21 protein-coding genes and 1 pseudogene are annotated in these 26,888 nt (G+C 55.5%); 12 read left to right on the top strand and 10 right to left on the bottom strand.

The window, feature by feature from the left end:
- The first annotated feature begins 8 nt into the window (after nucleotides 1-8).
- Nucleotides 9-636: pseudogene (locus B1A75_RS03805) on the top strand (ABC transporter permease).
- Between the two features lie 442 nt (nucleotides 637-1,078).
- On the opposite strand, the gene B1A75_RS03810 reads toward B1A75_RS03805, so the two are convergent.
- Entirely contained in the window at nucleotides 1,079-2,515 is a 1,437-nt protein-coding gene (locus tag B1A75_RS03810; RefSeq protein ID WP_079935780.1) for a DDE-type integrase/transposase/recombinase, read from the bottom strand.
- Between the two features lie 162 nt (nucleotides 2,516-2,677).
- On the opposite strand from B1A75_RS03810, the gene lepB reads away from it, so the two are divergent.
- The 5 genes from lepB (at nucleotide 2,678) to B1A75_RS03835 (ending at nucleotide 15,252) form a co-directional block, all read left to right on the top strand.
- Complete coding sequence (lepB, locus tag B1A75_RS03815; protein ID WP_074043061.1) at nucleotides 2,678-3,226, top strand: signal peptidase I; 549 nt, start codon at nucleotides 2,678-2,680, stop codon at nucleotides 3,224-3,226.
- 254 nt (nucleotides 3,227-3,480) lie between these two features.
- Complete coding sequence (gene addB, locus B1A75_RS03820) at nucleotides 3,481-6,984, top strand: helicase-exonuclease AddAB subunit AddB (RefSeq protein ID WP_303048384.1); 3,504 nt, start codon at nucleotides 3,481-3,483, stop codon at nucleotides 6,982-6,984.
- Nucleotides 6,984-10,712, top strand: coding sequence for a helicase-exonuclease AddAB subunit AddA (gene addA / locus B1A75_RS03825; protein ID WP_079935805.1), 3,729 nt, complete (start codon nucleotides 6,984-6,986; stop codon nucleotides 10,710-10,712). Before addB ends, addA begins: the two co-directional genes overlap by 1 nt.
- Nucleotides 10,713-10,732: 20 nt before the next feature.
- Nucleotides 10,733-11,911: an exonuclease SbcCD subunit D gene (locus tag B1A75_RS03830; protein ID WP_079935782.1), complete on the top strand. Its 1,179-nt coding sequence runs from the start codon at nucleotides 10,733-10,735 to the stop codon at nucleotides 11,909-11,911.
- Entirely contained in the window at nucleotides 11,908-15,252 is a 3,345-nt protein-coding gene (locus B1A75_RS03835) for an SbcC/MukB-like Walker B domain-containing protein (protein ID WP_079935783.1), read from the top strand. Before B1A75_RS03830 ends, B1A75_RS03835 begins: the two co-directional genes overlap by 4 nt.
- A 128-nt stretch (nucleotides 15,253-15,380) precedes the next feature.
- Here B1A75_RS03835 and B1A75_RS03840 read toward each other — a convergent pair whose 3' ends face one another.
- The 7 genes from B1A75_RS03840 to B1A75_RS03870 all read right to left on the bottom strand — a co-directional run bounded on the left by B1A75_RS03840 (nucleotide 15,381) and on the right by B1A75_RS03870 (nucleotide 17,616).
- Nucleotides 15,381-15,602 carry a spore germination protein gene (locus tag B1A75_RS03840; RefSeq protein WP_066230380.1) on the bottom strand — a complete coding sequence of 74 codons (222 nt, stop codon included), beginning with the start codon at nucleotides 15,600-15,602 and terminating at the stop codon, nucleotides 15,381-15,383.
- Nucleotides 15,602-16,000, bottom strand: coding sequence for a spore germination protein GerPE (locus B1A75_RS03845; RefSeq protein ID WP_079935784.1), 399 nt, complete (start codon nucleotides 15,998-16,000; stop codon nucleotides 15,602-15,604). Before B1A75_RS03845 ends, B1A75_RS03840 begins: the two co-directional genes overlap by 1 nt.
- The gene (locus B1A75_RS03850) at nucleotides 15,997-16,188 is read right to left on the bottom strand and encodes a spore gernimation protein GerPD (RefSeq protein ID WP_079935785.1); all 192 of its coding nucleotides are present in this window, start codon (nucleotides 16,186-16,188) and stop codon (nucleotides 15,997-15,999) included. Before B1A75_RS03850 ends, B1A75_RS03845 begins: the two co-directional genes overlap by 4 nt.
- A gap of 2 nt (nucleotides 16,189-16,190) precedes the next feature.
- Nucleotides 16,191-16,787, bottom strand: a complete 597-nt coding sequence (gerPC, locus tag B1A75_RS03855) for a spore germination protein GerPC (protein ID WP_079935786.1) — start codon at nucleotides 16,785-16,787, stop codon at nucleotides 16,191-16,193.
- Between the two features lie 84 nt (nucleotides 16,788-16,871).
- On the bottom strand, nucleotides 16,872-17,084 hold the full coding sequence (locus B1A75_RS03860) for a spore germination protein GerPB (RefSeq protein ID WP_013146201.1): 213 nt from the start codon (nucleotides 17,082-17,084) through the stop codon (nucleotides 16,872-16,874).
- A 15-nt stretch (nucleotides 17,085-17,099) separates the two neighbouring features.
- Nucleotides 17,100-17,321 carry a spore germination protein gene (locus B1A75_RS03865; RefSeq protein WP_011230193.1) on the bottom strand — a complete coding sequence of 74 codons (222 nt, stop codon included), beginning with the start codon at nucleotides 17,319-17,321 and terminating at the stop codon, nucleotides 17,100-17,102.
- A gap of 70 nt (nucleotides 17,322-17,391) precedes the next feature.
- On the bottom strand, nucleotides 17,392-17,616 hold the full coding sequence (locus B1A75_RS03870; protein WP_011230194.1) for a spore germination protein: 225 nt from the start codon (nucleotides 17,614-17,616) through the stop codon (nucleotides 17,392-17,394).
- Nucleotides 17,617-17,766: 150 nt separating this feature from the next.
- Between B1A75_RS03870 and B1A75_RS03875 the strand changes: the two genes are divergently transcribed.
- From B1A75_RS03875 to B1A75_RS03885, 3 genes are all read left to right on the top strand, one after another.
- Nucleotides 17,767-17,991 carry a spore germination protein gene (locus tag B1A75_RS03875; protein ID WP_074043058.1) on the top strand — a complete coding sequence of 75 codons (225 nt, stop codon included), beginning with the start codon at nucleotides 17,767-17,769 and terminating at the stop codon, nucleotides 17,989-17,991.
- A 217-nt stretch (nucleotides 17,992-18,208) separates the two neighbouring features.
- Nucleotides 18,209-19,804, top strand: coding sequence for a fatty acid--CoA ligase (locus B1A75_RS03880; protein WP_079935787.1), 1,596 nt, complete (start codon nucleotides 18,209-18,211; stop codon nucleotides 19,802-19,804).
- Between the two features lie 117 nt (nucleotides 19,805-19,921).
- Nucleotides 19,922-21,088, top strand: a complete 1,167-nt coding sequence (locus tag B1A75_RS03885) for a DUF418 domain-containing protein (RefSeq protein ID WP_079935788.1) — start codon at nucleotides 19,922-19,924, stop codon at nucleotides 21,086-21,088.
- 11 nt (nucleotides 21,089-21,099) lie between these two features.
- Here the strand turns inward: B1A75_RS03885 and B1A75_RS03890 are convergent, their stop codons facing one another.
- The gene (locus B1A75_RS03890) at nucleotides 21,100-21,270 is read right to left on the bottom strand and encodes an aspartyl-phosphate phosphatase Spo0E family protein (RefSeq protein WP_254866596.1); all 171 of its coding nucleotides are present in this window, start codon (nucleotides 21,268-21,270) and stop codon (nucleotides 21,100-21,102) included.
- Nucleotides 21,271-21,583: 313 nt separating this feature from the next.
- Between B1A75_RS03890 and B1A75_RS03900 the strand changes: the two genes are divergently transcribed.
- From B1A75_RS03900 to B1A75_RS03910, 3 genes are all read left to right on the top strand, one after another.
- Nucleotides 21,584-22,486 carry a fumarylacetoacetate hydrolase family protein gene (locus B1A75_RS03900; RefSeq protein ID WP_079935791.1) on the top strand — a complete coding sequence of 301 codons (903 nt, stop codon included), beginning with the start codon at nucleotides 21,584-21,586 and terminating at the stop codon, nucleotides 22,484-22,486.
- A gap of 144 nt (nucleotides 22,487-22,630) precedes the next feature.
- Complete coding sequence (locus B1A75_RS03905; RefSeq protein WP_079935806.1) at nucleotides 22,631-22,984, top strand: YisL family protein; 354 nt, start codon at nucleotides 22,631-22,633, stop codon at nucleotides 22,982-22,984.
- Between the two features lie 125 nt (nucleotides 22,985-23,109).
- Complete coding sequence (locus B1A75_RS03910) at nucleotides 23,110-25,953, top strand: EAL domain-containing protein (protein ID WP_074043072.1); 2,844 nt, start codon at nucleotides 23,110-23,112, stop codon at nucleotides 25,951-25,953.
- 154 nt (nucleotides 25,954-26,107) lie between these two features.
- Here B1A75_RS03910 and B1A75_RS03915 read toward each other — a convergent pair whose 3' ends face one another.
- Nucleotides 26,108-26,656 carry a DUF2777 domain-containing protein gene (locus tag B1A75_RS03915; RefSeq protein ID WP_011230202.1) on the bottom strand — a complete coding sequence of 183 codons (549 nt, stop codon included), beginning with the start codon at nucleotides 26,654-26,656 and terminating at the stop codon, nucleotides 26,108-26,110.
- Nucleotides 26,657-26,888 lie beyond the last annotated feature (232 nt).

Here is a 26,888-nt window from a genome sequence, read left to right on the forward strand (position 1 = left end):
GGGATACGATGGAATTATTGCAGACGTTTATCGAACGAAAGAACGATATTTGGATCGCCTTTCAAGAACATGTGCTCTTATCCGCCATTGCTATGGGCATCGCCATCGCGGTGGCTGTGCCGCTCGGTGTCGTGTTGACGCGATATCGCAAACTCGCCGAGCCGATCATTGGCGTGGCCGCCATCATTCAGACGATTCCAAGCTTAGCCTTGCTTGGGTTTATGCTTCCGCTTTTCGGCATCGGCAAGCTGCCTGCCATCATCGCCTTGACGCTGTATGCCTTGCTCCCGATTTTGCGCAATACGTACACTGGCATTCTTGGTGTCGACCCGGCGCTCGTTGACGCTGGCCGGGGGATGGGGATGACATCGAGGCAAATTTTATGGATGGTCGAGCTTCCCCTCTCTCCCCGTCATTATGGCTGGCGTACGCACGGCGACGGTGCTGACGATCGGCGTCGCCGCCTTAGCGACCTTCATCGGTGCTGGCGGACTTGGCGACTTGATCGACCGCGGCTTGCGCATCGCCGACAAAAACTTGATTTTAGCCGGCGCCATCCCAGCCGCCATTTTGGCGATTGTGTTTGACTGGCTGCTGCGCAAAGTGGAAAAGAAAGTGACGCCGAAAGGGCTGTGACAGGCCACCAGATGTTGACTTCTTCAATACGCTTCAGGCAACCAACAAACACAGTGGCGCTGACGCAAAACTTCCTAATGATGAAATGCGTCTTGAAGAAGGTGTCCTCCAACAAAAAATGGATACAATCCCCTTATAGTAGACAGAAAAAAGAAAGTCCACTTATTCTGTTTACTAGGTAGCGTCAAAAGTTCTATGAAAACTCCACACAGATCATCCCATTGAGCATCGTGGGGCATGCGGAGGGCCGGATTCGCCCTTGACCAACACCCGCCAAAGGTGCGGAAGAGTCATCAAGGGCGACGGGGACAAAAAAGAAGGCAATAAGAAAGCCGCCCTTGCCATGACCGAATTTTACCTTTGGCGGTGTTCGGTTGGTCAAGGGTTCGCTTCGCCGAATCCGGCAGGAGTTCTGTTCAACGGGCTCCGGAGGACAAAAAAGTCAGGCCGCCTCTTGTTGGAGAAACGCTTGTGCCATGGCGATCAGCTTCGTCCACCGGGCCGGCATATGCGGAAGATCCGCCAGTTCCGGGATGACGACCGGCACCCGGCCTTCGAGCGCGCTGTGTGGGCGCAGAAAGTTGAAATACGCCACAAACAGCGTCACAAAGGACACCGAGCCTTCTTCCGCACCAAACCCATGGGTCGGGCGGTAGTTGCCTTTAAAGGTCCGGTTGAATCGCTCGATGATCTGCTTGAGAGGGCGAAACGCTTCCGAGACCGGATCCTCATTGGTCAGCCCGATCACTTGGCGGACGTCAAATGAAATCCCGTGTTGGGCGAAGAAGTGTTGCGCCAGCAGGTAAATCGGGTTGCCATCCACGACAAACGACAAGTCGTCTGGGAGGGACGGCAGCTTCCGCAGGACATCATCGATGGCCTGAATGGCCGAGAGCGTGTCTCGATGGGGCGAGACGCGATACGACAGCACGATCTTTTTGACGGCATCAAACATAAAGAACAGGTAATGCCAGCGCCCTTTGACGCGAATATACGTCTCGTCCCCGCAAAACGAACCGGACAGCTCATACGGGAACCGGTCGACAAAGGGCTTGATCCAAAGCGCGACGCTGTTGGCGTAGTTGAGCACCGTCTGATGGGAGATCGAGACGCCATGGATGTCCTTCATGGCGGCGGCGGTCTCCCTCGAGGACATCCCAAAGTTGACGTAGTACGTCAACACGAGCCCCAACACGTGCGGCGACGCAGCCAGCCGGGACAAATCGACCTTCGGCTTGATGGGCGACGAGGAAGCCAACGGGAGAAAGTCAAACAAGAACTCTCGAAACAAATACCGCACCTTGAAGGCTTGAGGATCCTGTTGAAACTGTTGGCGCTCCTTCTTSGTCATCCGGCGAAGGTTGGCCTGGTAAAACGGGCAATCGTTGTTCTTGCACTTATAGATGTKGTATTCTTTGCGTTCCTTGATTTTTTCCAGCGTCTTTTTGCAGTGCGGGCAGCGAAAGACCGCTTGCTTGGTGAACCGRTTYCGGTGGTTGAACCGGCACTGGCACACTTTGCATTGGTATTGCCCGTTTCCGCCGTTATTGGCGTACAGGTAAGAAGAGGGAGCCTGGCAGCGAGGGCAGGTCAASGAATCYGGAACACGGKGTKTCGCCTTCGCGCGGCGCTGGATGGGCCGTAAAGGACGTCCGTGCTGGGCTTCGTAGTCCGCCAACAGCTTCCGGTAATCAAGGGTTTCCGGCACATCGATGATCGGAAGGTCATCGACCTGAAGTTTCCGGTACGGCTTTTGGATGGGTTCGTCCAAGTCCTCGAGATTCAAGGATTTTCCCAATATCACACCCATCAAATACACAATGATTTGATATTGGGTCTTGATTATTTCGAGCAAATAGGCTAATAATTGAGGTAACAAAGCTTGTCACTCCTTTGTTTTGGCTGTTGAGTGTGTGGTTACCTCAATGATGGCCGAAAACAACGGGGGTGGCAAGCTTTTTTTCTTCCAACCGTTGAAACTCAAGAGAAAACCGTGAGTGTGGAGGATAAACTTTTGACAATACCGCGAGGAGGGCGGGGAGTGACCAAGCAAAAAGAAAAACGAGGCCGCCGATGGCCATGGTTTGTTGCCGTTTGCGTTGTCGCCACGCTTCGGTTGTTCGTGTTCAGCAATTACGTGGTGGAAGGAAAATCGATGATGCCGACGCTAGAGAGCGGCAATTTGTTGATCGTCAATAAGCTTTCCTACGACATCGGGCCTATTCGCCGGTTCGACATTATCGTTTTTCACGCCAACAAAAAGGAAGATTACGTGAAGCGGGTTATCGGCCTGCCTGGCGATCAGATCGCGTACAAAAACGACATCTTGTATGTCAACGGAAAAAAAGTTGACGAACCGTATTTGCGCCCGTATAAACAAAAGCTGCTTGACGGCAGGCTGACCGGGGATTTTACGCTTGAGGAGGCGACCGGGAAAACACGGGTGCCTCCCGGCTGCATTTTCGTTCTTGGCGACAACCGGCTTAGCAGCTGGGACAGCCGCCATTTTGGGTTTGTGAAAATCAACCAAATTGTCGGCAAGGTGGACTTTCGCTACTGGCCGTTTAAACAGTTCGCCTTTCAGTTTTAACCTTAATCCTGAAAGAAGTCACTCGCTTTTAAACGAAGTGAAGATTCACAGACCAATAAATGGGTTTGGAAGCGAGGTTGTTCAGTCGTCCGACAGTCGCTGACATGTCGGCTGGCTCCACAAAAAAGAAACAAACGTTAACGTTTCAGATTGCCTCCATATAGCCCGCAGCCGGAAGGGCGTTTTTTTCTTCCCAAAAGCGAACATACGTGCTAAAATAAAACAAATAAAGGAAACGAATGGTGGTGGATACAATGTCGCTGCGGTTTTTGCTCGGGCGGTCAGGAAGTGGGAAAACGGCTGTCTGCCTCGAAGAAATTCGCCGCCAGTTGCAAGAGGATCCAAAAGGAAGGGCGATCGTCTATCTCGTTCCGGAGCAAATGACGTTTCAATGCGAATACGCGTTGATACATACCGAGGGAGTGGGCGGGATGATTCGCGCCCAAGTGTTCAGCTTCACCCGTCTCGCTTGGCGCGTGCTGCAGGAAACAGGCGGCATGACCCGGTATCACATTCATGATGTTGGCGTGCAGATGATGATCCGCAAAATTATTGAGCAACGCAAACAAGAACTGAAACTGTTTGGCCGCGCGGCGGACAAACAAGGTTTTATTGAGCAGCTGAACGAAATGATCACCGAATGCAAACGGTATTGCCTGACGCCGGGCGAACTCCGCCGACATGCCGAGGCGCTCGAGGATGGGCCAAGCCAGCCGGGCCGCCGCTTGCTCGCTGACAAGTTGAGCGATGTCGCGCTTGTGTATGAGGAACTTGAGCGGAGTCTTATCGGCCACTATCTTGATTCGGAAGATTATTTGCGCTTGCTCGCTGAGCATATTCCGCGCTCAAGTTATTTGCGGGATGCCGATATTTACATCGACGGCTTTCATCATTTCGCGCCGCAAGAATATATGATCATCGAACAGCTTCTTCGCCATTGCCGGCGCGTCACCGTTTGTTTGACGATCGACCGCCCGTATGACGACGGAATGCCGGACGAACTTCATCTCTTTTATTTGCCGGCGCAAACATACCGTCAGTTGCGCGAGTTGGCGCTAAGCAATGAGATTGCGATCGAAGAGCCGATCGTGCTTTCGGCCAACCGCCGCCATGAAGACAGGGCGCTCGTTCATCTTGAGGCGCAATTTCACCGCCGCCCGTTGCTTCCATATGGTGCAAAGACCGATGCCATCCATCTTTATGAGGCGTCCAATCGCCGAGCGGAAATCGAAGCGGTCGCACGCGAAATCATCCGCCTTGTCCGCGATGAAGGGGCGCGCTATCGCGACATTGCGCTGATCATCCGCCAGACGGAGGCGTACCGCGATCTGGTGAAAACGGTGTTTTTTGATTTTGGGATCCCGTATTTTATGGATGAAAAAGAACCGATGCACCACCACCCGCTCATTGAACTCGTGCGCGCTGCCTTAGAGACGGTCGTGACGCGTTGGCGATATGAAGCGGTGTTTCGGGCGGTGAAAACGGATTTGCTTTTTCCTGCGGATGGCGATCTGCACATGTGGCGCGAGGCGGCCGACAAGCTCGAAAACTATGTGCTTGCTTACGGAATCAAAGGGGATAAGTGGACAAACAATGAGCGCTGGACGTATCGGCGCTATCAGGCGCTTGACGGTTTGAACGTACCACAGACGGACGAAGAGCGGCAGTTTGAGGACAAGCTCAATGAATGGCGTGAGGCGTTGGCCGCTCCGCTTCGCCGGTTGGAGCGCCGTCTGCGCCGGGCGGAGGACGGACGCGGGTTTTGTATGGCATTATATCTGTTTTTGGAAGAATTGCAGATTCCAAAAAAACTAGAGAAAATGAGCGCGCAAGCGGAAGCGGACGGCCGCCTCGTTGAGGCGCGCCAGCATGAACAGGCGTGGAACGCCGTCGTCGATTTGCTTGATCAATATGTAGAAATGCTCGGAACAGAATCGCTGCCGCTCGTTGAGTTTGTCAAGATTATCGAGGCTGGGCTCGATCGGTTGGAGTTCTCCCTTGTACCGCCGGCGATGGACCAGGTGATCGTCGCTCAGCTTGACCGCTCGCGTTTAGTTGGGGTGCAATATGCGTTTGTGATCGGCGCCAACGATGGCGTTATTCCAGCGAAAGTGAAGGAAGACGGGCTGATGGCCGAAATGGAGCGCGAGCAGCTGCGCGAACTTGGGGCAGCGCTCGCTCCGGGGGGGCGGGAGCAGCTGTTTTATGATCCGTTTTTTGTTTACTTGGCGCTCGTTTGTCCAAGCCGGCGGCTGTACGTCACGTATCCGCTTGCTGATGGCGAAGGGAAGGCGCTGATGCCGTCGCCGCTCATCAAGCAGCTGGCTGAACTGTTTCCGCATGCGCCGGTGCATCTGTGCGGCAACGACCCGTTCGACGCCCCGGCAGAAAAAGCGGAGGCGTTCGTGACCGCGCCGCGGGCGACGCAAACGTATTTGATCAGCCAGCTCCGAGCGTGGAAGCGCAACTACGGCATCGCTCCGCTTTGGTGGGATGTGTATAACACGTTTATCGGCCATCCGGACTGGAAGGAGCAGGTGCGTCATGCCATCTCCGCGCTCTTTTATACAAACGGAGCGGCGCCGCTCAAAAAACAGTGGAGCCGGCGGCTGTACGGCAAAAAAATTCAGGCGAGCGTCTCACGCATGGAGCAGTTTCAAAAATGCCCGTACGCCCATTTCGCTTCGCATGGGCTGCGGCTAAAAGAGCGAAACGTCTTCCGACTTGAGGCGCCGGATGTCGGACAGTTGTTTCATGCGGCCATCAAGCAAATCGCCGACCGGCTGCGCGAACAGCATCTTGACTGGCGCGAACTGTCAAGGCCGGACTGTGAACGGCTGTCGGCCGAAGCGGTCGAACGGATCGCCCCGCTCATCCAGCAGCAAGTGCTCTCAAGCTCTCATCGCTATGAATATATGAAACGAAAATTAAAACACGTCGTTGCCCGTACAACCCATGTGTTAAGCGAGCATGCGCGGGCGAGCGGATTCGTTCCGATCGGACTTGAGCTGTCATTCGGCCCCAATGGCGACCTGCCGCCGCTTCGGTTTCGGCTTCCCGACGGAACAGTGATGGAGCTTGTTGGGCGGATCGACCGCGTCGATAAGGCGGAAAGCAGCCAAGGGGTGCTTCTTCGCATTATCGATTACAAATCGAGTGCGAAAACGCTCGATTTGACGGAAGTGTATTACGGCCTGGCGCTGCAAATGTTCACCTACTTGGACATCGTGCTGACGTATGCCGAACAGCTCGTCGGACAGCCGGCCTTGCCAGCCGGGGTGCTTTATTTTCACATCCACAATCCGATCGTTCAAGCGAAGCAATGGGTGGATGACGAGGTGGAAATGGCGAAAAAGTTGCTTGAGCCGTTTCGGATGCGCGGGCTGTTGCTCGCTGATGTTGAGGCGATCCGACTGATGGACAGCCGAACGGAAGACGGACAATGGTCGCTGATTGTGCCCGCTCAGCTTACGAAAAGCGGGTCGATCCATTCGCGTTCGTCGGTGGCGAGTCCATCCGACTTTGCCGCGCTCCGCCAGCATGTCCGCCGTTTGTTCATCGACATCGGCGGGCAAATCGCCGACGGCGTCGTGTCGATCGCCCCGTACAAGTTGAAAGATAAAACGGCGTGCGAGTTTTGCTCATTTAAACCGGTCTGCCAATTTGATGAGGCGCTCTCCGGCAACGAATACCGGAAGCTTGCCCCGCAAACGAAGGAAGCGGTCATTGAAAAACTAGCGGAAGGGAAGGAAGAATGATGAACGCCACGATTCGCCCGAAGCCGGCTGGGAGCCGATGGACGGATGAACAATGGAAGGCGATCGCCGCGGGCGGCCGGGACATTCTCGTCGCCGCGGCGGCCGGATCCGGGAAAACGGCTGTTCTTGTCGAGCGGATCATTCAAAAAGTGACGGCGGAAGAAGGAGCGGTCGATATCGACCAATTGCTTGTCGTCACATTTACCAATGCGGCAGCCGCGGAGATGAAAGCAAGAATCGGCGAGGCGCTCGAGCGGGAACTGGCCAAGCGTCCGCATTCGCTCCATTTGCGACGTCAACTCAGCCTGCTTCCCCGCGCCGCGATCTCGACGCTCCATTCCTTTTGCTTGGATGTCATTCGCAAATATTACTATTTGCTCGATTTGGATCCGTCGTTTCGCATCGCGGATGAAACGGAAATCGAGCTGTTGAAAGAGGATGTTCTTGAAGAGCTGCTTGAGGAGGAATACGGAAAGCCGGACAACGAGCGGTTTTTCGCTGTCGTGGATGCCTATACGGGCGACCGGAGCGATGCGGAGCTGCAGGAGATGATTGTCGCCCTTTATGAATTTTCCCGCTCCCATCCGGAACCGGATAAATGGTTGGCCGGTTTGGCCACGATGTATGACGTCGATGAGCAGGCGGCTGTAGAGACGCTGCCCCCAGCCCGTTATCTTGCCCAACACGCGGCAATGGAGCTGGCGGCGGCCAAACGGCTGATCCGAAGGGCGCTTGAGCTTGCTGAAGAGCCGGGCGGACCGCGTCCATACGCGGAGCGGCTGCGCGAAGATCGAGATATGATTGCTGATTTGGAAACGCGTCTTTCTGGACCGTGGGCCGAGCTGCATCGCGCGCTAAAGGCGCTGTCGTTTGGGCGGCTGCCGGCCTGCCGCGGCAAGGACTATGACGAGCGGCTGATCGACGAAGCCAAATCGCTGCGCGATCAGGCGAAAAAGAAAGTGGAGGCGCTGCGCGACAATGTGTTTTCGCTCGATCCATCCGTTTGGCTCCGCCATATGCGGGAAATGAAGCCGATCGTTGAAGCGATCGCTAACCTTGTCCGCCGTTTTGCCGTCATGTTCCAAGCGACGAAACGGGAAAAAGGAATCGTTGATTTTTCTGACTTGGAACATTATTGTTTGCATATTTTGCGGCGGCGCGATCCGGAAACGGGCGAATGGCAGCCTTCCTCCGCCGCCTTGGAATACCAGGCGCAGTTTGATGAAGTGCTTGTTGACGAGTATCAAGATACGAACCTCGTTCAAGAAGCGATTTTGCAGCTGGTGAAAAAAGGGAGCGAACGAACAGGCAATTTGTTTATGGTCGGCGACGTGAAACAGTCGATTTACCGATTCCGCCTTGCCGAGCCGATGCTGTTTTTGGACAAATACAAACGATTCACCGCCGACGGGGAAGAAGGGGGGATGAAAATCGACCTTGCGAGCAACTTCCGCAGCCGCCGCGAAGTGCTTGACGGGACGAATTTTCTGTTTGCGCAACTCATGGGGGAAACCGTCGGCGAAATGGTTTACGACGAAGCGGCGCAGTTGAAATACGGCGCCGATTACCCGGAAGGGGAGGATGCGGCGCCGGAAGTCATGATCATCAACCGGCAGCGTGCGTCGGAAGAGGACGAAGAGGAAGCGGCTGAATGGGAAGCGGCGGAGCTCGAGGCGCGGCTGATGGCGAAAAAAATCCAAGAGATCGTTTCCGCTCCGTTTTATGTATACGATCGTTCGAGCGGGCAGCCGCGGCGCGCCATGTACCGTGACATCGTCATCCTTGTCCGCTCGATGACGCATGCGCCGCAGATGATCGAGCAACTGCAGGCGCAAGGCATCCCGGCGGCCGCGGATTTGTCATCCGGCTATTTTCAGGCGACGGAAATTTCTATCATGCTCTCACTGTTAAAAGTGATCGACAACCCGCACCAAGACATTCCGCTCGCCGCGGTGCTCCGGTCGCCGCTCTTTCGTTTTGACGAGAATGAGCTCGCCATGATTCGCCTCGCCGATCCAAAAGGCACGTTTTATGAAGCGCTCTGTTCGTTTCGGCAAAAGCCGGCGGAAACGGAAGAGGAGGCCAACGCCCAAAGGAAAGCGGCGGCTTTCTTAGAGCGGCTCGAAGGCTGGCGTACGATGGCGCGCCGCCGCTCATTAGCTGATCTCATTTGGCAGCTGTACCGCGATACGCAATTTTACGATTTTGTCGGCGCACTGCCGGGCGGCAGGCAACGACAGGCGAACTTGCGCGCTTTGTACGACCGCGCACGGCAGTACGAGTCGACGTCGTTTCGCGGCTTGTTTCGCTTTCTTCGCTTCATCGAGCGGCTGCAAGAGCGCGGCGACGATTTAGGGGCGGCCCGGCCGCTCGGCGAGCAGGAAGACGTCGTGCGCATCATGACGATTCACAGCAGCAAAGGATTGGAATTTCCGATCGTGTTTCTCGCTGGGCTTGCGCGTTCGTTTCATACGCGCGATTTGCATCACCCATATTTGCTTGATAAAGAGCTGGGCTTTGCCGCCCGCTTTGTCCACCCACGGCTGCGCATCAGTTATCCGACGCTGCCGCTGTTGGCCATCCAAACGAAAAAGCGGCTTGAACTGCTCGCTGAGGAGATGCGCATTTTGTATGTCGCGCTCACAAGGGCAAAAGAAAAGCTGTATTTGCTCGCGTCGGTCAACGATGTGGACAAGGAGATCGAGAAATGGAAAAGCGCTGCTTCGGAACGCGGCTGGCTTCTCCCCGACGATGTGCGGGCTTCGGCCCGCTCCTACTTGGATTGGATCGGCCGGGCGCTCATCCGTCATCGCGATGGAGGGGCGCTTGCGGGAACGAAGGCGCCCGAAGAGGTCGCCTCCCACCCGTCTGTGTGGCGTGTCGCCATCGTGCCGGCCGCCGATTTGCGCGGCGAAGAGGCTGCGAGGGAGGAGAGGGATGGCGGCGTGCTTCTTGCCCTCGAACAAGGCCGACCCGTTCCCGTGGGAGGAGGGTGGCAGGAGGAGGCCAAACGCCGCTTGTTGTGGCGGTATTCGTATGAGAAAGAAACGGCCGTGCGCGCCAAGCAATCGGTGTCAGAACTCAAAGAACAGCGCGCGCTCTTTGGCGAGAAAGCGGACGAATGGCGGCCGCGCCAAGGGACGGCTCCGGTGTTTTCCCGGCCGCGTTTTATGCAGGAGAAAACGTTGACGCCGGCCGAAAAAGGGACGGCGCTCCATGTCGTCATGCGCCATCTCGATTTGCAAGCGCCGCTTGATGAATCGTCGATCCGCAGTCAAATCGTCCGCCTTGTCGAAAAAGAGCTGCTGTCGGCAGAACAAGCCGAGGCGGTCGATCCAGCGGCCATCGCTGCCTTTTTCGCTGCAGATCTTGGCCGCCGCCTTTGCGCCGCCCGTGAAGTGCACCGCGAAGTGCCGTTCAGCTTAGGGCTTCCGGCGGATGAACTGTACGGCGGCGAAGGGATGGAGAACGGCCGGCGCGTCCTTGTGCAAGGAGTGATCGACTGCGTGTTTGCCGACGCGCGAGGTTATGTGCTGATCGACTATAAGAGCGATGAGGTGACCCACCGATTTGCCGGGCAAAAGGAAGAAGCGGCTCGTTTTCTGCTCGGCCGCTACGGGACGCAAATGCGCTTGTACCGGCGGGCCATCGAGCAAATTTGGCGTGCGCCGGTGACGGAATGCTATTTGTATTCGTTTGACGGCGGGTTTGTTGTGGCTGTTGAGTGATGCAAGGGGGGAAAGAGAGAATGCGGATTTTGCATACCGCGGACTGGCATTTTGGGAGAACGCTCGAGGGGCGGAGTCGGATGGCCGAGCAAGAGGCATTTGTTGATGAGCTTGTGGAGATTGTCAAGAAAGAACAAATCGACGTCATCCTTGTGGCCGGCGACGTATTCGACTCCGTCAATCCGCCTGCGGTTGCGGAACAACTGTTTTATGAAAGCCTCGCCCGCCTGTCCGACAAAGGACGCCGCCCGGTGGCGGTCATCAGCGGCAACCACGACCACCCCGACCGGATCAGCGCTGCCCGGACGTTGATGTGTGCGCACAACATTTTTCTTTTCGGCCGCCCGCAAGCGGCTGTTTGCCGGATTGACGTTCCATCGTGCGGCGAAACGATGATGCTTGCTCCGTTGGCCTATCCGTCCGAATCGCGCCTCGCCGAGCTGTTGTCGTCCGACTGTGAGGAAACGACGCTGCGCGATCGGTACGATGACCGCATCCGCGCCTTATTAGCGGCGATGGCCGCCTCGTTCACGGTGGAGACCGTCAATATCGCGATGAGCCATCTTTACGTCGCCGGCGGACGTACGTCCGATTCCGAGCGGCCGATTGAAGTCGGCGGCGCTTATACGGTGGCGGCTGAGAGCTTGCCGAAAGCCGCGCAATATGTGGCGCTTGGCCATCTGCACCGGCCGCAGGATGTCAAGCGGGCAAAGACGGCGGCGCGCTATTCCGGCTCGCCGTTGGCGTACAGCTTTTCCGAAGCCGGTCAAGCCAAATCGGTCACGGTCGTTGACGTGCATCCAGGCGGGGCGGCCAAGGTGGCGGAGATACCGCTCGCTGCCGGCAAACCGCTCATCCGTTGGAAGGCGACAGAGGGGCTCGCTCAAGTATACCGCTGGTGTGAGGAAGGAAGAGACCGATCAAGCTGGATCGATTTGGAGATCCATGTGACCGAGTCGTTGACAATGGAAGAAATTGATCGGCTGCGTAAGCTTCATCCCGGATTTGTCCACATTCGCCCGGTGTTTCCCAATCGGGCGGAAGAGATGATGGAAATGAGCCGCGAGCCGCTTTCACTTGAAGAAATGTTTCACCGCTTTTACGAACGGCAGACTGGGGGACAAAGGCCGGATGAAGAGCTCGTCCGCCTCTTTTTGGAGCTGGCGGCGGAAGAAGAGAAGGAAGGGGAGGGAGAATGAAGCCGATCTTACTGACGATCGCCGGGCTTCATAGCTTTCGTGAAAAGCAGACGATCGATTTCACCGCACTGTGTGAGGGCGGTGTGTTCGGCATTTTCGGGCCGACTGGAAGCGGCAAATCAACGATTTTAGACGCCATGACGCTCGCCTTGTTCGGCAGCGTCGAGCGGGCGGCCAACCGCACGCAGGCGATCATCAACCACGCGGAGCAAGAGTTGTTTGTCTCGTTTACGTTTGAGCTGGAAAATGCGGCAGGAGCGAAACGGTATACAGTCGAACGAAGCTTAAAAAAAGTGGACGAATGGCGGACGCGCAGCGCCGTTTGCCGCCTGATCGAGCATCGGTCCGAGCCGGTCGTGCTCGCCGATAAACTATCGGAGGTGGACAAGGCGATCGAGCAATTGCTCGGCTTGACGATGGAGGATTTCACCCGGGCGGTCGTCTTGCCGCAAGGAAAATTTGCCGAGTTTTTATCGCTCAAAGGGTCGGAGCGGCGGCAAATGCTGCAGCGCCTCTTCCATCTTGAGCGGTATGGCGATCAGTTGAATAAAAAGTTGAAAGACCGGCTTGCCGCCGCTGAGCAAGAATGGGAAAAAATCGAAGCGGAAAAAGCGGGGCTCGGCGATGCTTCAAAAGCAGCGCTCGAGCAGGCAGAGGCGGACGTGCGGGAGCTCGCGGGGCTGTTTGCCAAGCGAAAAAAAGAGCTTGAGGAAGTCGAAGCAGATGTGGAACGAACAAAACAACGATGGGCGTGGCAGCAAGAAAAAGAAGCGGTCGAACAAGAGCTCGCCGCGCTGCGCCGACATGAATCCGGCATCCGCGAGCTTGAGGCGAAAAAGGAGCGCGCCGAGCAAGCAGAGCGCATCTGGCCGTATTGGGAGCAGTGCGAGCAGGCATGTCGCTTGCGGGCAGAGGCGTTTCGTCGGTATGAAGGACTGGCGCGTCGGTTAGAGGAAGCCCAATTGAGCTATGAAGAAGCGGCGCGGCGTTATGAACGGGCGCGCCAAGAAAAGGCGCAGCGCGAACCGGAATTGCTCGTCCAGATGGAACGGCTGCGGCAGGCGGCGCAGCTTGAGCAGCAAATGGAAGCGCTTGGACAGGAGCTCGCAGCTCTTAGTGAAGAGAGGAAGCGACTCATTGCCCAAGAGAAGGCAGCTGCACGCCGGTTTGAAGAGGCGTCGGTCTGGTATGAGCGCGGCGCGAAGCGGCAGCGGGAGTTGAAAGAAGAACTGAAACAGCATGAAGAGGCGCTGGCTGGAAAAGATGAGGCAGAGCGGGCGTACAGGCAGAAGCAGCATATTGAGCAAGCGGCGTCAGCCATCGCTCGCGTCGATGCCCAGCTTCAGCAAAAGGAGGCCGTTTGGCGTCGGGCGAAAGAGGAAAAGTTGGAGCGGGAACGCCGATCAGCCGCTGCCGGCTCCCGGCTTCAAGAGCTGTTCCGGCGTGTGGAGCGGACGTATCGTTTCGTCTGCTGGCGGCAGCAGGACGCTGAAAAACAATTGTATACGTTGCAGAAAACCATGGAGGCGGAGCGACAGCGAGCCGAAGAAGCGCGGACGGCGCAACTCGCCTCCGCCTTGGCTGAGCGGCTCCGTCCCGGCGAGCCGTGTCCAGTGTGCGGATCGCGCGAGCATCCGCATCCGGCCGCCGCACCGCACGATGTCCAACTTGAGCGTCTGTCCGAGCTTGAGGCAGAGCGGCAGCGGTATGAACAAGATTGGCAAATGATCATTTCGTTCAAGGCGCAGCTCGAGCAGCTTGCCGAGCTGGCGGTAGGCCATGAAGCGCCGCCTGTGTTTGCCGAAAGCCGCTCGGTGGAGGAGGCCGTCGACCTCACTGTGGAAGTGCGGGCGCTTGCGCAAGATGTCATTGAATTGAAAGAAGCGGTCTACCGGGCGCTTGCCCAATGGAATGAAGCCGAGTCAGCGCGGCGCGAAGCGGAGAAAGCGTGCCAATGGATAGCGGCGGACATCGAAGCGGTGCAAGTTGAAAAGCAGCGGCTGGAGGAAGAGCGGCGGCAACTTGAACAGCAATGGCGGCAGATGTATCCTTTCCTTTCGCTTGAGACGATCGATGCGGTGTATGAACAGCTGCGTGAACGGGAAAAAGTGCGGCGCGACGTGCAAAAACGGCTGGAGGACAGCGTGCTGTTTTTAGAGGAAAAACAGCGGGCGAAAGAGGAAGCGGCTGAAGAGCGAAGCCGGCTTGAGACGGAGCGGGTGCGTCTTGACTCGCTGATGAGCGCCAAACAGCAGCAATGGAACGAATATGAGCGGCAACGGGGCGAGAAGGCGGGCTCAGGATCAGCGGCCGTGCAGCTTCAGAAGGCGGAGGCTGAATGGCGCCAGCTGCAAAACGGCGAGCAACAGGCGTATGAGGCCTGGCAGCGCGCCCAGCGGGAATATCAAATGCTTGAAAGCGAAACAAAAGCGGCCAAGCAGGCGTGGGAAGAAGGCGTCCGCCGCGAAGAAGAGGCGCTCGCTCGCTGGCGCGGTGCGCTTTCGGACACCATGTTTGCCGATGCCGAACAAGTCAAGCAAGCGAAGGCGGAAAAAGCGCAGCGGGATGAATGGGATGAGGCAATCCGCCGCTATTGGCGCCAAATCGAGCAAGCCGAACATCGCCTCGCCCAGCTGGCCGCCGCCATCGGGGGGGCGGCGGTGAGCGCTGAACAATGGGAGACGATGCAGCGTGTATACGCCGAGTTGAAGGAGCAAGTGGAGGCGATGACGCAGCAGCTTGGGGCAGCTCAAGCGAAGGTAGAAGAGTTGAGAAAAAAACATAGCCGCTTTGTTGAACTGGAGGAGAAGCAGGCGGAGCTCAGCCGGCGCATCGAGCGGTATAAACAGCTGCAGGCGCTGCTTCGCGGCAACAGCTTTGTCGAATTTATGGCTGAAGAGCAGCTCGAGCAAGTAACCGCCATGGCTTCGGAACGGCTGCAGCGGCTGACACGGCACCGGTATTCGCTCGAATTGGATTCGCAAGGCGGGTTTCTCATCCGCGATGATGCCAATGGCGGCGTCAGACGGCCGGTATCGACGCTCTCGGGTGGGGAGACGTTTTTGACGTCGCTGTCGTTGGCGCTGGCGTTATCGGCGCAAATTCAGCTGCGCGGCGAGTATCCGCTCCGCTTTTTCTTCTTGGACGAAGGGTTTGGCACCCTCGATGCCGAGCTGCTTGAGACGGTCATTTCCGCCTTGGAAAAGCTGCATACCGAGCGACTGGCGGTCGGCGTCATCAGTCATGTTCAAGAAATTCGCAACCGTCTGCCGCGACGGCTCATCGTTGAACCGGCTGAACCGTCCGGCCGCGGCACGCGCGTCCGGCTGGAAATGATGTAAAATGGCTCGCCCGCCGAACAAAAGAAAAAGGGGCGTTTGCCCCTCTTTTTAGTTTCGGCAGCGTTCGGCTGGTAAGGTTGATGTTGGCAAATGAAAGGTGATGAATGAGGATTCGTCTTCTGCAACGTTCAGTTGTTGGCGGCCACGTTTTGGTCGAATACATCCGGATCAAACGCGTTTGTAAAGCTGATGGCGTTGTTCGTCATCACAAAATCGCCGGTGTTGAACCCGCCGGATCCGGCTTGCGTTTTCGTGGCGACTTTCGGCGCGATGTACAGACAGTCGCCCATTTGGACGACAGCTCCGCTGCCGACGCTGTTGATTTTAATCGGGCCGACAAACGAAGGCATTATGAATCCCTCCCTCTTGTTGGCGCGCTCGACTCAGAGCCGGCCAGCTGGCGGATATGTTTAATTCTTGCCTCTGCCTCCGCTGTCGAGGTCGAGCCGATATGGACGATAGCGGATGAAGAAATCGCGAGCACGCGCACAGACTGAACGGAAATGACCGGGGACTCATGGAGCGTTTGGCGTGCGGCTACCGGCGGTGGAGAAGTCCAGCGCGGGATCGGTTTCGCAAAAACAGGGAATATTTGTTCTCCTTCTGGGCCAAAAAACAGCTCATATTGCCGCTGAACGGCCAAGGTGCGCGTGCGGGCGGAAATTCGCTCTGAGTCGCCGATTTGCAGCACAGAGCTAATGATAAGCGTTTCGGCATGGAACGTTTGCACAACTGACGTTCGTTTCACGGCGCTTCCCCTCGAGCCGGCACAAGCGGGACAAACGGACCGATGATGAGCGATTCGGGCGGTGTGTCAAACGCTGATGACAAGTGGATCGCATCGACGTCGCCGATTAAAAACAGTGAGGCGCTGGCGACGGCCACGAGGCGGATGTCGCCAACATGCAGATGGCGATTGATCACTGTATAGTTCACGTCTATCCCTCCCCTGAAGGCAAATGTTTCAAAAATGCATCGAGCGATTGTTCGATATCGGCTTTCACTTTTTGAAAAATTTCATTTTCGACCGCCTCATCGCGGTCACCGGACGGAACGTAGCCATGGTTGGCTTTCTCTTGCAAGTAGAAGCGGATGCGTTCGTCCGTTTGCCGGGCGATGTCTTGCAAAATGAACTGGCGGTACGTATCGTCGAGGCGGCGGCCGTATTGCTGCTCAAGGCGTTTTAACGTTTCCGGTGCTTCCCCGTTGAGATAGGCGGCTACTTTTTCTTGAATCGGGCGCATGAGCACCGTTTCCGGCTTTGGAATCACGGTTTTCACCGGTTCGACGGCAAAGTCTTCAATCGTGCCGCCGGCTCCGGGCGGAGCGATCCCGATGTTTAGCGTTCCTTCGAGCGTTTCCACTTTGAGCTGGTCAAATTTATATTCAATTCGTTCGATCGATGTGCGCGGCTGAGCCTCCATTTCCCGAAGCCGGGCTTCGAGTGCGTCGAGACGGCGTTCCAGCGCCCGTATTTTTTTTGTTTGCCATAATAAATAGCGGTGCAGCTTGACGAAATACTCGTAAATGCTCATTGTGCACCATCATCCTCTCCAAAGAGCCCTCTTACCTTCAATATATGGACGGCCTTTCGCTCTCATCACTTTTTTCCACTGAATTTAGCGGGTGGCTGAATGGAGAGGAACGAGAGGAGCGGATGCACCGGGCGGCACGGTCGCCTGTGGGGCCGGACCGGTGAATCCGCCGGTGTTGGCGAGCGTTGAGAGCGCTTGAATGCTTCCGGCGCTGCCGATTTGCAAAACGGATGAATTGGTGACCGAGCCGATCCGCAACTGGTGGATGCAGATGCTTTGGCTGATGTAAACGTGCACCCTCCTTCTCCTCCTTCAAACGTTTCCGACGACATTTTCATCGGCGACATCGGCGTCATTCGTATTCGTATTGCTGTAATAGTTATAGATATGAAGCCCGTCGCCGGTGTTAAACGAACCGGCGCCGGCGAACGTTTTCGTCACGCTTTGCGGGGAAATCGCAAACACATCGCCAATATGGAACACGCCGCTGCTTCCGATGCTGTTCAGTTTGACGACTCCGACAAAAGCCGGCATGTGGGCATGCTCCCTTCCTTGTTTTTTTCGTTGATACTAGTGTATGGGCGCAAGCTGCGAAACGTTCGCTTTAATTGTTGGCGGCATTATTTGAGTCGAAAACATCCGGATCGCCGGTGTTTGTAAAGCTGACGAACGTATTCGTCTGCAGGAAGTCCCCGTTGTTGCCGCCGCCTGAGCCGGTATTGGATTTCAACGTGCTCTTTGGTGTGATTTGCAAGACGTCGCCGAAATTCACCGTGCCGTCGCCGCTGACATGGGTGATCTTAATCGGTCCGCTGATAAATGAAGGCATGAAGAGCTCCCTCCTTTTTCGTCGTGTCGCTATCGTTATTGTATGAAAACTGAGAAAAAACGGTTCAATGCGGGGCGAGAGTCCAAGCGAGGGGAGCAGTTCCCGCGTATGATAAAGAAAGGGAACGGGCAGAAAGGAAGGGGAAAGGGGATGCCAGCAATCGTCATTGGCGGGATCAAAGTGACGAACGTGAGCGGCAATGGCACCGTCAACATGGGGGATGTGCTGCAAATCGCTCCGAAAAGCACATCGAAGACAAACTCAGGTGCCGGCGGCAGCAATACTGGCGATTTCTTGCAAACGAATACGTTTTGCAGTGTTACGAATACGGTTGATCCCGACGTCTCCGACGCTGGGGTGAAAGGAAACAACTAGCGGTTGTCCCGAAAGGATTCGCCTAGCTTTCGTTTTTGGGCAAAAAAGAAGAAAACGGGTTCTTTTTTGGCGCAATGGAGCGGACTAGCCAAGAAAGAGGGCTGGCCTCAAAAGTCATTTTACGACCTTTTGGGACGGCCCCCCTTTTTCTTTATGCCATCTTTGTTATATAATACAATTGTTAATTTTCTAAAACATAAAACAGGGGGATGGGAGAATGAATGTACCGCTCGTGCTCCATCACTTTTTAGATCGCGCCGTGGCTCTCTATGGGGACAAGACAGCCATGATTTGTTCGGGGCGGACGGTGACGTATCGTGAGCTTGGCGAACGGGTGTCGAGACTCGCCAACGGGCTGCGAGAGCTCGGCATCCGCAAAGGCGACCGCGTGGCGTACTTGGCGCCCAACACGCTCGAGATGCTCGAAGGGTTTTACGGTGTGTTTGAAGTGGGAGGGGTGATGGTGCCGCTGAATACGCGGCTGAAACCGGATGATTACGTTTTCATTTTGAATCATAGCGAAACGAAAGTGTTGTTTGTGGATCAGGAGCTGTACGGGCTGATTGCACCAGTCAAAAACAAGCTTGAAACGGTCGAGGAGATCATTGTTCACCATAAAACAGAGTCGGTGATTGATGAAACCGCTTACGACGAATGGCTCGCCGCCCAGTCGTCAGCGCCGGTTCCGCGCCCGATGATCGATGAGAACGATGTATGCAGTTTGCTATATACGAGCGGGACGACAGGCAATCCAAAAGGAGTCATGCTGACGCATCGGAACAACTACTTGCATGCGCTTGTGACGATGCACCATTTGCGTGTGTCCGACCGCGATACGTATTTGCATGTGTTGCCGATGTTCCACGTCAACGGTTGGGGCGCCCCGTTTTATTACACCGCCAACGGGGCAACGCAAATCGGTTTGCGTAAAGTCGACCCAAAAGCCATTTTTGACCTTGTCCAAACTTACCAAGTGACGGTCATGCATATGGCTCCGACTGTGCTCAATATGTTGCTGCAATATTACGAGCAATATCAACCGGACGTCCCGGAAGGCGTGCGGGTCGTCATCGCCGGTTCTGCGCCGCCGCCGGCGTTTGTCGCGCGCGTCGAGGAGAAGCTCGGCTGGGAGTTTATCCAAGTGTACGGCATGACCGAATCGTCTCCGCTCAGCACGATTTCGCTCATTCGTCCGCAGCTTGACGGGCTGCCAGTGGAGCAAAAGCAGCGGATCAAGGCAAAGGCCGGCTATCCGATGATCGGCTGCGAAGTGAAAGTGGTCGACGAAAACGGCGACGAAGTGCCCCATAATGGCCGGGCGATCGGCGAAGTGATTGTCCGCAGCCATGGCGTCATGAAAGGATATTGGAAAAACGAAGAAGCGACCGCCGCAACGATCCGCGACGGCTGGCTGTATACCGGCGATATGGCAACCGTCGATGAATACGGGCATATTGATATCGTTGACCGGAAAAAGGATATTATTATTAGCGGAGGGGAAAATATTTCGTCGATTGAAGTCGAAGGTGCGCTTTATGAACATCCCGCTGTGCTCGAGGCAGCCGTCATTGCCGCGCCGCACGAAAAATGGGGAGAAACGCCGCATGCGTTCGTCGTTGTCCGTCCAGGGCACAACGTGACAGAGGAAGAGCTGATCGCCTTTTCACGGGAAAAACTGGCTCATTTCAAAGCCATTACGGGCGTCACGTTTGTCGATGAGCTGCCGAAAACAGCCTCCGGAAAAATTCAGAAAGTACACTTGCGCCGCCAATATTGGGATGCAGTTGGAAAATCGGGCCGCTATGTCAACTGATGGCACAGGCATGCGCCTTCGGACGAGCAGAGGAGAGCGCGTCGAATGAAATGGATAAGGCGGCGGGGCATCCCCGGCTTCGCAGGCGGCGAGGTGATAGAAAGAAGGGAGAAAGCGATGATCAGATCGCCGGAGCGAATCGCCGCGGCGGATGTGTTGCGCGGGTTCGGCTTGCTCGGCATTTTGCTTGTCAACATGCATTATTTTTCCTCGCCGGCGTTATATGATGACAGCATCAAGGACAGCGGCTTCGATCGGACTGTGGCCGCGGTCGTGGATGTGTTGTTTGAAGCGAGCGCGTATCCGCTGTTTGCCTTTTTATTCGGCTTCGGCGCCGTGATGATGTTCCGCCGGCTCAGCAGCCGCGGGGAGCGGCCGATTCCGATTCTTTTGCGCCGCTTCTTTCTTTTGCTTGGGATCGGCATTGCTCATGCGTTTGGCCTTTGGTTTGGCGATATTTTAATCCCCTACGCCCTCGCCGGGTTCATCATGCTTTTCTTTTTCGCCGCCCCGCCTCGTTGGTGGCGGACGGCGGCTGTTGCCGTCTTTTTTCTTTTTCACGGCCTCATGGCGCTGTTGTTAGCTCTCAATGTGTTGGCCGGGGAAATGGAGACAGCCGGCGGCCACGAGACCGCGGCGGCCGCCGCGGTTCGCCATTATCGAAACGGAACGTTTCACGACGTGTTTTGGCAACGGTGGAACGACTGGATGTATATCAACGGCGATGGTGGGCTGCTGCTTACCGTGCTGACCGTGCTGCCGTTTTGTTTGCTCGGCGGCTATGCCGCCGACCAACGTTGGCTTGAAGCTGACCGTCACCCGCCTGCGAAGCTGCGCCGCCTGATGGGGTGGGCGCTATGTTTTGGTTTAGCGCTAAAAACAATCCCGTATTGGGCTACGGCCAACGACTTGACAGTGTACATCCAAGACAGCTTCGGCGGTGCCGCATTGGCAGTGTTTTACGCGGCGGCTGCCGTGTTTGTCTGCGGGAAACAAAGCTGGCAGCGCGCCTGGCGGTGGTGGCAAGACGTCGGAAAAATGTCGCTCACCCATTACCTCGCCCAATCGCTCGTTTGCACGTCGCTGTTTTACGGTTATGGGCTTGGGTGGTACGGGCGCACAAGCGCATGGCAGGAGACGCTGCTCGCGTTTGCATTGTATGCGGTTGAAGTATGGGCGAGCCGCCGCTGGTTCGCGCGGTTTCGCTTCGGACCGATCGAGTGGTTGTGGAGGTGGGGGACATACGGAGCGCGGCCGCCGTTTCGCCGCCGGCCGGGGCAATAAAAACCCGCCGCTTACTGAACGGGCAGAGAAGGCGATTCAAAAATCTTGGTTTGCTGCAAGTATTGATTGATCAATTGGTCAAGCTCTTGACTGCATTCGATCGTCTCTTTGGCCGTGAATCCATAAGTGAGCGCCAATTCGATCATTTGTTGTCGTTTTTCTTCAATTTGCAACAGAACCATTTCTTTCACCATCAATTCGTTTGAAATGTTGGTTGAGGCATGCCGCGTCGATGCAAGACGTTTGTTGCATGACAAAAGTCGCAATCGACGTCCTAGTGGAAACTAAACATTATTATACATATCGCGACGAAAAAAGGAAGAGATTCGGGAAAATAAGTGATAAATTTCCTAATTTAGACAAAATTCTACAAAAACAGGACTTTTTCTCCTCGATGGCGAATATCATCCTCAACGCGCCAAAATGGCGAAGGCGGGCGGGGGAGAAGAGTCCACGAAGCGTCCGCTGCATAACGAAGAAAGGGAGAGAGACACGATGAAACTGATCACCGCACTTTTCGATGGAGAAACGTTTGTCGGAGCCGTGCCGCAAGGAGACGACCGGGCGGTTCATTTGCGCCGCGCCGAACGGACGATGGATGGGACGGAGACGATGCCGACGACTATGCTTGAGGCGATTGCCCAAGGGGAGGCGTTTTTCACCCGAGCACAAGAAGTAGTTGACTGGGCGCTGCGCCACCCGGCACCGGAGTACGTTTATCGCCTCAGCGATGTCCGTCTTTTGGCCCCGATCCCGCGGCCGGCGAAAAACATTTTTTGCATCGGCAAAAACTATGTGGATCACGCGCTGGAGCTCGGCGGCGCCGATGTGCCGGAGCATTTGATCGTCTTCACGAAAGCGCCGACAACGGTCATCGGTCATGAGGAAACGATTTTGCGCCATGCCGATGTCACCAATGAGATGGACTATGAAGGGGAGCTGGCGGCGGTCATCGGCAAACAAGGGCGGGCGATCCGCCGCGAAGACGCGCTTGATTACGTATTTGGATACACGATCATCAACGATGTGACAGCAAGAGATTTGCAGGAGCGGCACCAGCAATATTTTCTCGGCAAAAGCTTGGATACATTTTGCCCGATGGGGCCATGGATCGTGCCAAGCAAATTTGTGCCAAATCCAAACGACTTGCGCATCGAGACGCGGGTCAACGGCGAAGTGCGCCAGCAAGCGAACACGAAACAATTGATTTTTTCCATTGAATCGATCATCGAGACGATCTCAAAAGGCATTACGCTTGAGCCGGGCGACATCATCGCTACAGGAACGCCGGCTGGGGTCGGCAAAGGGATGAACCCGCCGCGCTTTTTGCAAACGGGCGATGTCATTGAGGTGACGGTGGAGGGCATCGGCACGCTGCGCAACAAAGTGGGAGAGTAAACGGCGGAAGCGAGGAAGCTCCCACTGATGTTCGAAAGGCGCCCTCTTGAAAGAAAGAGCGTCTTTCGTTTTCGTGAAGTTTGTCAACCGTCCGCTTGCCGTGCTATGATGGGGAGGAACAAGGAATGGTTGGAGGGATGGACGTTGACGCATGCCCATATTACGAGCTGGTTCATTACGATTGTTTTGTTTCTCTTTGCAGTGTCGATGCAGCGGCAAGGGGCGGGCAAGGCAAAAATCGTGCAAATGGTGTTGCGGCTGTTTTACATCTTCACAATTGTGACGGGCTTGCTTTTGCTGCATAGCATTGCTTCGATATCTGCGCTTTATTGGCTAAAGGCGCTCGCCGGGCTGTGGGTAATCGGAGCGATGGAAATGGTTTTGATGGCTGGAAAAAAAGGAAAAAGCGCGGCGGCAGGATGGACGCAATGGGTCATTGCCCTTGCAGTGACGCTGTTTCTTGGCTTGTTGCTGCCGCTTGGCTTCGACCTATTCTAAAAATGAAGCGGCAGCCTTACGTTGGTTGCCGCTTTTGTTGAAGGCGAAAATATGGTATGGTAAAAGAAATGTCATTTTTCGAATTTTCTGACCTAATTGGTCAGCGGAGGGGGCATGAATGGTTTATGCGTTGGCTCTGCTGCCGCCGCGCCGAGGAGCTGGATCATTTGCTCAGGGAGCATAGTTCTTCCTTGGACGAGCCGCTGTTTGTCCAAATTGCCGGCAACGATGAAGAAACAGTGTGCCATGCCGTTGCCGCGTTAGCCCATCGTTGGCCGCACGCCCATATGGTCGGGATGGCAGCGCCGCTGCCAATGGCTGGGGAGGCGAATCTTGCCGTTGGCATCGCATCGATGATGTCGTCGGCTGTTTCGTCGTTGGTGCTGCCGGCTGATGAGTTTGACCGCCCAGACGGACTGGCGGCGCTCATTGCAGAGACAGCCATTCATCGCGACACGGCGCTGCTTCTGGTGTTTTCCGATCACCGCTCGGCTTTGCCGCCCTTGCTCCGCCACTTGCCGCTTGCGAATGAACGAATGGCCATCGTCGGTTGCGCGCTTCCCGAGGGCAGCGTGTTATTTTCGCCCGACGGACGGATTGAGCGCGGGGGAATCGCCGTCTCTTTCAGCGGAACAGCGCTTCGCGGCCACTGTGCCGCCCCGTTTTTATGGGAGCCGATTGGTTTGGCGTTTTCCATCACGAAAAGCCGCGATCAGCAGATTGACGAGCTCAACGGGCAAAAAGCGTCGCGCTATTTGGAACGGTATTTAGGAAGAGAGTTTATCGAACGCCTTCCGTTTTCTGGGATGGAATTCCCGTTTCTTGTCGAACGGAACGGACGCGATGTCTGCCTGCCGATTGTCGCTGTCAACCAGGATGGCTCGGTTGCAGTAAGGGGCCATGTCCATAACGGAGAAAAGGTGCGATTTGCCTATATTCATGCCGCGTCCCTTTACTGGAGCGCGCGTGATGTGGCGATGCAAACGGCCAAGCAACCAGCAGAAGGAATGCTGCTTTACTACAGTGCGGCGCTGAGTGGGTATACGCGCCGGCTGTTTGACGGCGTGGCTGCGGCGTTTGGACAGGCAGCGCTGTTTCCGGCCGTCGAGGTGTTGGTGAAAGATGCGTATACGGCGGTGCGGCCGGCCGCATTTGCGGCCATTTCGCTGGCGGAAACAGCGGCCTCGGCGGAGAGCGGCCGACTGTTACCGTGGCCATCGCCGCCAGAAGGAATGATGACGTTAGCGCAGCTCATGTCAACATCGTCCCGCGATATGGAGCGGCTGCACGTCCGCCTGCAAATGTCCGAGCAACGCTACAAATCGTTGTTTGAGCATAACACGGACATTGTCTATTCCACAGATTTGCACGGCCGTTTGACAAGCGTCAACCCTGCTTTTGAGCAAGTGCTCGGTTACAAGAAAGAAGAAATTCTGTATACGAATTCGCTCAAGTACATTCATCCGAATGATATTCCCCGCGTCACCCGCTATTTTTACCGAGCGTTGCGGGGGAATATCCAAACGTATAACTTGGAAATTCCGACGAAATCGGGAGAACGGCTTTTGTTTCAAATGAAAAACATTCCCATCATTGTGGATGGCAAAAAGGTCGGCATTTACGGAATCGGACGCAACATTACCGAGCAAAAAAAGGCGGAGGAGAAAATCTCTTATTTAGCATACTACGACCCCGATACGAACTTGCCCAACCGGACAAAATGGATGGAATTGCTTTCCGAACAGCTGGACAAAGCCAAGCAGAAGCGACGAAAGATGACGGTTGCTTTGATCGATTTGGACCGATTTAAGTGGATTAACGACAGCGTCGGCCATTACGCCGGAGATGACATTTTGCGCCAGCTTGTCGAGCGCATTCGCCGCGTCTTGCCGCTTGGTGCGGAGCTTGGCCGGTTTCACGGCGACAAATTTTGCTTGCTTTTTCCGCTCAAAACAGAGGTCGAGGCGGCGACGGAAGCGGCGCTCCGCATCGTGCGCGAAGTGGCGCGGCCGATTGTGTACGACGGAAAGGAATTTTTCGTTACAGCGAGCGTTGGTCTAGCGATGTTTCCAGATGACGGAGAGGACGAACACGCGCTCCTTAGGCACGCCGATATGGCTGTCAACATGGCTAAAAAAGGCGGCGGCAACCGGGTGGAGCGCTACTGCGCGCAAATGAACGAAGAAGCAATACATCGATTGGAAATGGGCGGCCATTTGCGCAGGGCGATCGAAGAGAATGAATTATTTCTTTGCTACCAACCAATTGTCGACGTACATACGGGTGCGGTGAAGGCGACGGAGGCGCTGATCCGCTGGCGCCACCCGAAGCTTGGGCTTGTGCGGCCGGATGAATTCATCCCTTTGGCGGAAGAGACCGGGTTGATTCATGAGATTGGGCGCTGGGTGCTGAAAACCGCCTGCAGACAGACGAAACAATGGCAGGAAATGATGGGAGATAACCGACTTGCCATTTTTGTCAACGTCTCCCCTGTCCAGTTTCAACACGAGCGATTTGTAAACGATGTAAAACAAGCGCTGAAGCAATCGCGCTTGTCTCCGTCCTGTTTGCATCTCGAATTGACCGAACATTCGATGCTCCGTTATCTGTCCAGCACGCTCCGGACAATAGACGAGTTGAGGAAGCTTGGCGTCGGCATCGCCGTCGATGATTTCGGCACCGGATATTCCTCGTTCCATTATTTAAAGCGGTTGCCAGCGACAATATTGAAAATTGACCGTGCCTTTATTGAACAATTGCATGCCAACGCTTCCGATGAGGCCATCGTCAAGGCGATAATTACGATGGGGCACGGGTTGGGGCTTGAGACGATCGCTGAAGGGGTGGAAACGCCGGAACAGCTCAATCGGCTTCGCGATTTGCAATGCACGTATGCGCAAGGATATGTGATTTGTCCGCCGCTTCTCGCTGAAGAAGTGATGCCGTATGTGACGGAAAAACAAAAGTGATCCTCCGACCGCGTCGGTTGACGGCTGTCGCCCGTCGGCACTCCGCCTGAAGCAAAACGGCTGCTAGGCTTCGCTTCGGGCGGAAGGATGGCCGGTAAAAAAAACATTGACAGCTCGCCGTTGGACTTCGACGACGTGAGGATCAACAGGCGATTCAGCCGATTTGGGCGCAAATGGCTCGCTCACCGCTGTTTAATGTGATTTCAAAACGGTCGCTTGACGCCCGTCCGCGCTCGTAATAATGGTGGATGCTGCCAATTTGTTCGGTGTTGTCGTAAATGATGAAATTCACGCCAGACGATTTGGCAAACAATAGGCCGTTGTAGCAATATAAGCAGTCATACAGCGAAAATCCGAGGCTGTTCAGCCATTGAACAAACTGGAAAAAGGTTGAATCAGGAAGCGCAGCGAGCCATTGTTGATAGGCATAAGTCAGCCGTTTGCGGAAACGGATGCGATCGCCGTTTTCGAGGGGAAAGACGCCAAGATCCGTGGCGACCGCGCCCTGATCCTGCCATTGCCCGGACAGCCAATGCCCGCAGTGAAACCATTCGATGCCTTGCTCGGCAATTTCTTCTACTAAAGAGGCTTCCTCTTCTTCTTCGTCGAAGAAGATCCATTCATCGTTGACGAACTCCACTGTTCCATACACATACGCCCGCGGCTGTTCCACAATGCATTGCAGCCGTTCCTCGATGTTCAATATCTCTCATCCTCCTTGTACTCCTCTGTTTTTCCATTTTTTTGCTGATTTATTCATGCGGCGACCGACGTCGGACAATTCATCGAAATGACGGGGGGTGCATAAAATGGAATCATGCCGACGTGGAGAACCATCGTGAATCAAAGGAGCGATCGCTGGAAACGATCGTGAAAAAAGAACGGACGAAATGATGGAAACGGGTGAGAACTTGCCATCTTTGATAAAAAGAAAG

Source organism: Geobacillus sp. LEMMY01 (assembly GCF_002042905.1).
GTDB lineage: Bacteria > Bacillota > Bacilli > Bacillales > Anoxybacillaceae > Geobacillus > Geobacillus proteiniphilus.